This window comes from Spirillospora sp. NPDC046719, assembly GCF_040645715.1.
Classification (GTDB): Bacteria; Actinomycetota; Actinomycetes; order Streptosporangiales; family Streptosporangiaceae; genus Spirillospora.
In genome coordinates, this window is sequence record NZ_JBEYYT010000498.1 from 1 (window position 1) to 6,241 (window position 6,241).

Here is a 6,241-nt window from a genome sequence, read left to right on the forward strand (position 1 = left end):
CCGCCCGGAGGGGTCCGCACGGGCCCCGACGGCGTCCCGGGCCGGGCGCGCCCTGCCTCCACTCCCCCTCCAGTCCGCAAGGAGCATCTATGAGCAAGAGCCAGACCAGAGTCGTGGTGACCGGTCTCGGTGCAACGACCCCTCTCGGCGGAGACCTGCCGTCGACCTGGTCCGCCCTGCTCGCCGGAGAGTCCGGGATCCGCAGCCTGGACTGGGAGGGCGTCGAGGATCTGCCGGTCCGGTTCGCCGCCACGCTGAAGGTGGACCCGGCCGAGGTCATGCCGAAGCAGTCGCTGCGCCGGCTGGACCGCAGCCAGGCGATCGCGCTGATCGCGGCCCGCGAGGCGTGGACCGACGCGGGCTTCGCCCCGGCCGTCAGCAACAAGACCATGCGCAACGAGGAGCCCGCCGGCGTGCCCGGCGGCTTCGTCGTCGACGGCGACCGGCTGGGCGTCGTCGTCTCCAGCGGCATCGGCGGCCTGCACACCGCGCTGAACAGCTACGACGTGTACCGCGAGCAGGGCTGGTCGCGGGTGTCGCCGTTCACCGTGCCGATGCTGATGCCGAACGGCGCGTCCGGGCACGTCGGCATCGAGTTCGGCGCGACCGCCGGCTCGCACGCCCTGGTCAGCGCGTGCGCGTCCAGCGGCGAGGCCGTCGGCTACGCCATCGACATGATCCGCGCGGGCCGCGCCGACGTCGTCATCTGCGGCGGCACCGAGTCGTGCATCCACCCGCTGCAGATGGCCTCGTTCGGCCGCATGCGCGCGATGTCGACCCGCAACGACGAGCCGACGCGCGCGTCCCGGCCGTACGACAAGAACCGCGACGGCTTCGTGCTCGGCGAGGGCGCCGCCATGATCATCCTGGAGTCGGAGGAGCACGCCCGCGCCCGCGGCGCCCGCGTGCAGGGCGTCGCCGCCGGGTGCGGCTACTCCAACGACGCCTACGACATCGTGCTGCCGGACCCGAGCGGCGGCGGCCAGGCCAAGGCGATGCAGCGGGCGCTCGCCGACGCCGGGCTGCGGCCCGAGGACATCGTGCACATCAACGCGCACGCCACCTCGACCCCGTCCGGCGACGTCGCCGAGCTGAACTCCATCAAGGCCGGTCTCGGCGAGGAGGCCGCCGCCAAGGTCGCCATCACCGCGACCAAGTCGATGACGGGGCACCTGCTGGGCGGCGCGGGCGCGCTGGAGTCGGTCTTCACGATCCTGGCGCTGCGGGACGGCCTCGTCCCGGCGGTCGCCAACCTGGAGGACCTCGACGACGAGGTCGACCTGGACATCGTGCGGGACGAGCCGCGCAAGCTCGCGGACGGGCCCGCCGCGGCGCTCAACAACTCGTTCGGCTTCGGCGGCCACAACGTCTCGGTCGCCTTCGAACGCGCTCTCTGACCGCGCACGTCAACGGCCCGGCGCGTCCGATTCTCGGACCCGCCGGGCCGTTCCGCATGCCCGCTTCTGCCGCGCGCGCCACCGCGCTCTGACGCACCCGGCACCTGCCCTGGCGGGCGTGCCGCCGCGCTCTGGCGGGCTTGGTGCCGTGCGCCGCGAGGCACTCGGCGGAAAGACGTGAAGGGCGCTCCGCGGAGTGCGGGCGCCCTGAAGCCCCGGAGGGGCGGCCCTGGACGGGAGCATGCGAGTTGCGGGACGGGCACGCTCCGCGCGCGGGCCGCCGGAAGGACGGCGGCGCGGCGTCTCAGACGGCCGCGTGTAGCCAGCGCACCGGGGCGCCGTCGCCGGCGCGGCGGAAGGGCTCCAGCTCGTTGTCCCACGGGGTGCCGAGGAGCCGCTCGAGCTCGTGCTCCAGGTTCGTCTTGCCGACGGCGGCGTTGGCCATGACCGAGCGCAGCCGGTCCTCGGGCACCATGATGTCGCCGTTGGCGCCGATGACGCCGCTGAACACCCCGAGGGTCGGGGTGAAGCTGTAGCGGACGCCGTCGCTGCCGGGCGTCGGATCCTCGGTGGCCTCGAACCGCACCAGCTTCCAGTTGCGCAGGGCCGAGGTGATCCCTGCCGCGGTGCCCGGCCTGCCCTCCCAATGAAGCTCGGCGCGCAGCGTCCCCGGCGCGGCCGCCTGATCAGCCCACTCAAGGGAAACGGGCACGCCGAGAACACCTGCGGCGGCCCACTCGATGTGCGGGCTCAGCGCAGGTGGCGCGGAGTGGACGTAGAAAACGCCACGTGCGGTCACCGGACCTCCTGGATCTGTACCGAGGCTCGTCTTCCCCTACGGCCTCGTACGTCCCAAGACGGCGTCCGCGTCCCTCATTGTGCATCATCGGCCCGGGTCGCACCACCGTGACTTCATCGTTTGCCGAACGCTTGACCACGGGATGCGCGCCGTTCACCGCTCTCGGCCGCCAAGCGTAGGCCCTCGCCCGGCCGCCGCGCCGCCGTTTCGGCGCGTTCGACGGTCACTTTCAGTCGCGTTTCCGGCACGATGAGTGCCGGTTCGGCGGGCAGGGAGGGGATGCGATGCTCGACCAGGAGGCGCGGCTGGTCCGGTTGCTGGCGCGGCACCGCGACGCGGTGATGGTGGAGCCGGTGCCGGGGCGGCGGGCGCTGGTGCGCCGTGACCAGGTCCTCGTCTCCGGCCGGGACGCGGACGCGGCGCAGGACCTGGTGCGGCGCTGGTGCGACGCGCGGGAGGACGAGCCGGGCGCGACCCGGCTGCGGCTGCGGCCGTCGGCGAAGGTGGACGTGTGCGAACTGTCCGCCCAATTGTCCGGTGGTGGCCGCCATCGGACGCTGAGCGTGTCGCCGAACCATCTCGTCCACGGCCAGCCGATGTGGTGGAGCGGCCCGGCCGACCGGCCGCGCCCGGCGGCGCCGCTGCCCGCTCCGGTCGCGGAGGGCGCGCGCCGGGACGTGACGGTCGCGATCCTCGACACGGGCCTGTCGCCGCACCCCTGGTACGAGGACACCGCGTGGTTCCGCGAGCAGCGCGACGAGGTGGCGGAGGTGCTCGACGCCGACCTCGACCTCGAACTGGACGCGCAGGCGGGCCACGGCACGTTCATCGCCGGCGTGGTGCTGCGGCACGCGCCGACGGCGGCGCTCCGCGCGCTGCGCGTCATCGGCGGGGACGGCGTCGGCGACGAACTGGACGTCATCCGCGCGCTCGCCCGGCTCGCGGCCTGGGGGCGCGCGGACGTGGTGAACATCTCGCTCGGCTGCCACACCTTCGACGACCGCCCGTCGCCGGTGCTGGCGCGGGCGATCACCGCGCTCGGCCGCCGGACGGTCGTCGTGGCGTGCGCGGGGAACACCGCGAGCGAGCGCCCGTTCTGGCCGGCCGCGATGAAGCCCGTCATCGGGGTGGCGGCGCTCGACGGGGACGACCGGGCCTGGTTCTCCAACTACGGCTGGTGGGTCGACGCGTGCGCGCCGGGGGTCGACGTGGCGAGCACCCATGTGTGGTTCGACGGCCCGCGCGCCCCCTCGGGAGGCGTCGACGCGGACCGGTTCGAGGGCTACGCGACGTGGAGCGGGACGTCGTTCGCGGCGCCTACCGTGGCCGGGCGGATCGCCGGGCTCGCCGCGCAGGAGGGCTTGGACGCGCCGTCCGCGGCGGACCGGGTCCTCGATCCGGCGCGCTGCGTGACCCTCCCCGATCTCGGCGTACTCATCAGTTCTTGAGCACGGTCCGATGGCGAAGCGGTAACCGTGCACGGAGCGTCGCCGTATTCCGACTTAGGGTGATCCACCGATGTCGGCGGATGACGTGGTGGGAGCCCCCTTGGCGACTTTGCAGGACGATACGAGCGCGCTGGTGGTGCGGGCTCGGGACGGCGACGATGCGGCGTGGGCGCGGCTCGTCGAGCGGTACAGCGGGCTGCTGTGGTCGATCGCCCGCGCGCACGGGCTGGACGACGCGGACGCGGGCGATGTGGTGCAGACGTCCTGGTTGCGGCTGGTGGAACGGATCGGCGCGCTCGACGACCCGTCCGCCACGGGATGCTGGCTGGCGACGACGGCGCGCAACGAGTGCAGGGCCCTGGTGCGGCGGCGGGCCCGGGACCTGGCGCCGGTGGCGCTCGGCCCCCGGCCGGCGTCCGGCCCGGACGAGGTGGCGGTCGCCCGCGACCGGCTGGGCCGCGTCGGCGCCGCGTTGGCGGCGCTCCCCCGCCGCTGCCGGACGCTGCTGCGGCTGTTCGCGCAGGCGGCCAGCTACGCCGAGCTCGCGGCGGCGCTGGGCGTCCCGGTCGGCAGCGTCGGGCCGACGCGGGCCCGCTGCCTGGCGGCGCTGCGGAGGCTCGTCCCGTGAACGACGAGGAGCTGATGGCGGGGGCGCGGGCCGCGTTCGACGTCCTCGACCCGGTGCCGGAGGGCGTGCTCGCGGCGGCGCGTTCGGCGCTCGCGTGGCGGACGCCGGCGGCGGCGCTGGCGGAGCTGCACCGGGACGGCGCCGTGCGCCCGGCGGCGGGCGTGCGCGGCGGGACGGGCCGGTCGCTGACGTTCACCTGCCCCCGGTCGGCGGTGGAGATCGAGGTCACCGGCGACGGGCGGCACCGCGAGATCACCGGACGGCTCGTCCCGCCGGCGAGCGCCGAGATCGTCGTCCGGCACGGCGGCCTTCCGGCGGGGCGGCCGGCCGGGCGCACCGGGCCGGCCGGGATGTTCTGCCTTCCGCAGGTGCCGGAGGGGCTGGTCAGCCTGCTGTTCCGGCTGCCGGACGGCTCGTCGGTCGTCACCAGCTGGGTCCGCGTGTGAGCGGCGAGGACGAGCGGGCGCTGCTGTGGCTGGCGGCGATCGACCCAGCGACCGCGCACGCCCGCGCGACGACGCTGCTGGAGCGCGGCGACGACATCCTCGCCCTGCGGATCGCGGGCCTGGCGTGCAAGGAGCTGGGGCGCCTGGAGGAGGGGCTGGCCTTCCTGCACCGGGCGCTCGACCTGGCGACCGGGCGCGAGACGGCCCGCGCGTCGCCCGAGGACGACGGCTGGCCGGTGTTCGCCGACGACGCGTGGACCGGCGACACGCGCCCCGACCCGTACACCGCCGCGAAGGTCCGCTCTAACCTCGTGGGTCTCCTGACGGCCCGCGGGGACCTCACCGGGGCGCTGGCCCACGCGGAGGAGGCGGAGACCGTCCTGCGCGGTGAGGAGGCGGACCGGCTGGCCGCCAACAAGGCCTGCGCCCTGGCCCGCGCGGGACGCGTCGCGGAGGCGCACGACGTCGCGGAGCGCGCGCTCGCCGGCCTGCGGGGCGGGCACGATCGGGCGGCGCTCAACGGGCTGCTGACCAACATCGGACTCGCGCGGGCGATGCGCGGTGATTTCGGCGGCGCCGAGGAGGCCCTCGCGGAGGCCGTCGCGGTCGGCGAGGCCGCCGGGCTGCGGCACCAGACGGCGATGGCCAAGGGCAACCTGGCGTTCGCGGTGTCGCGGCGCGGGGACGTCCCGCGCGCCCTGCGGCTGTACGCGGAGGCCGAGCCGGTCCTGACCGGGGAGCGCCTGGCGCAGTGCCGCCTGGACCAGGCGGAGACCCTCATCGTCGCGGGCCTGCCGAGGGAGGCGCGGCCCCTCCTCGACGCGGCCCTGGACGCGGCGAAGGCGCACGGCTACAGGTGCGACGTCGCGGACGCCCTCCTGCTCCGCGCGCACGCGGAACTCGCGGACGGCGACCCCGGACGCGCCGCCGAGAGCGCCGCGCGGGCGCGGGACGCGTTCGCCGGACAGGAGCGCCCCGGCTGGATCCCCCTCGCCGAGCACGTGCTGATCAAGGCGCGCTGGGAGGCGGGCGAGCGGTCCGGCGCGCTGCTGGCGGACGCCGCCGCGGCGGCGGGCCTGCTCGGCGACGGCGGATGGGCCGGGCCCGCCGCCGAGACCCGCGTCATCGCGGCGCGGGTCGCGATGGCCCTCGGCAGGCCGTCCGCCCATCTGCTGGCGGAGGTCGACGGTACGGACGGCCCCGCGGCGGTCCGGATCGCCGGATGGCACGCGACCGCGCTGGCATGCTCGGCGCGCGGTGACGTCCCGGGCGCGGCCGCCCCCCCCCGCCCCGGGCTGGAGGCGGCCGCGCGGCACGCGGAGGCGTTCGGCGCGCTGGACCTGCGGGCCCGCGCGGCGGGCCTCGCCGGGGAGCTGGCCGCGCTCGGGCTCGGCCTCGCCGGGTCCGCCGCGGAGTAGCTGGGCCTGGAGGAGCGGCGGCGCGCCATCGCCCGCCCGGCGCGGCTGCGGCCGCCCGCCGACCCCGAGCGGGCGGGGGCGCTGGCGGCGCTGCGGGCGCTCAGC

The 6,241-nt window shown here is 76.1% G+C and carries 6 protein-coding genes; 5 read left to right on the forward strand and 1 reads right to left on the reverse strand.

What is annotated here, in order from left to right:
• Window positions 1–89: 89 nt before the first annotated feature.
• A complete protein-coding gene (locus tag ABZ914_RS44170; RefSeq protein WP_190862796.1) occupies window positions 90–1,397 on the forward strand; it encodes a beta-ketoacyl-[acyl-carrier-protein] synthase family protein in 1,308 nt (435 codons plus the stop codon).
• A gap of 304 nt (window positions 1,398–1,701) precedes the next feature.
• Here ABZ914_RS44170 and ABZ914_RS44175 read toward each other — a convergent pair whose 3' ends face one another.
• A complete protein-coding gene (locus ABZ914_RS44175; RefSeq protein WP_190862793.1) occupies window positions 1,702–2,196 on the reverse strand; it encodes a DUF3145 family protein in 495 nt (164 codons plus the stop codon).
• Window positions 2,197–2,480: 284 nt separating this feature from the next.
• On the opposite strand from ABZ914_RS44175, the gene ABZ914_RS44180 reads away from it, so the two are divergent.
• The 4 genes from ABZ914_RS44180 (at window position 2,481) to ABZ914_RS44195 (ending at window position 6,136) form a co-directional block, all read left to right on the forward strand.
• Window positions 2,481–3,644: a S8 family peptidase gene (locus ABZ914_RS44180; protein ID WP_500200704.1), complete on the forward strand. Its 1,164-nt coding sequence runs from the start codon at window positions 2,481–2,483 to the stop codon at window positions 3,642–3,644.
• A gap of 100 nt (window positions 3,645–3,744) precedes the next feature.
• Window positions 3,745–4,272: an RNA polymerase sigma factor gene (locus tag ABZ914_RS44185; protein WP_500200705.1), complete on the forward strand. Its 528-nt coding sequence runs from the start codon at window positions 3,745–3,747 to the stop codon at window positions 4,270–4,272.
• On the forward strand, window positions 4,269–4,718 hold the full coding sequence (locus ABZ914_RS44190) for a hypothetical protein (RefSeq protein WP_500200706.1): 450 nt from the start codon (window positions 4,269–4,271) through the stop codon (window positions 4,716–4,718). Before ABZ914_RS44185 ends, ABZ914_RS44190 begins: the two co-directional genes overlap by 4 nt.
• Window positions 4,715–6,136 carry a hypothetical protein gene (locus tag ABZ914_RS44195; RefSeq protein WP_500200707.1) on the forward strand — a complete coding sequence of 474 codons (1,422 nt, stop codon included), beginning with the start codon at window positions 4,715–4,717 and terminating at the stop codon, window positions 6,134–6,136. The genes ABZ914_RS44190 and ABZ914_RS44195 overlap by 4 nt, the downstream gene beginning before the upstream one ends.
• Window positions 6,137–6,241 lie beyond the last annotated feature (105 nt).

Excerpts from the sequence above, each read along its gene's own strand:
- ABZ914_RS44170 (WP_190862796.1), top strand. The coding sequence starts at position 90 with ATGAGCAAGAGCCAGACCAGAGTCGTGGTGACCGGTCTCGGTGCAACG.
- ABZ914_RS44180 (WP_500200704.1), top strand. The coding sequence starts at position 2,481 with ATGCTCGACCAGGAGGCGCGGCTGGTCCGGTTGCTGGCGCGGCACCGC.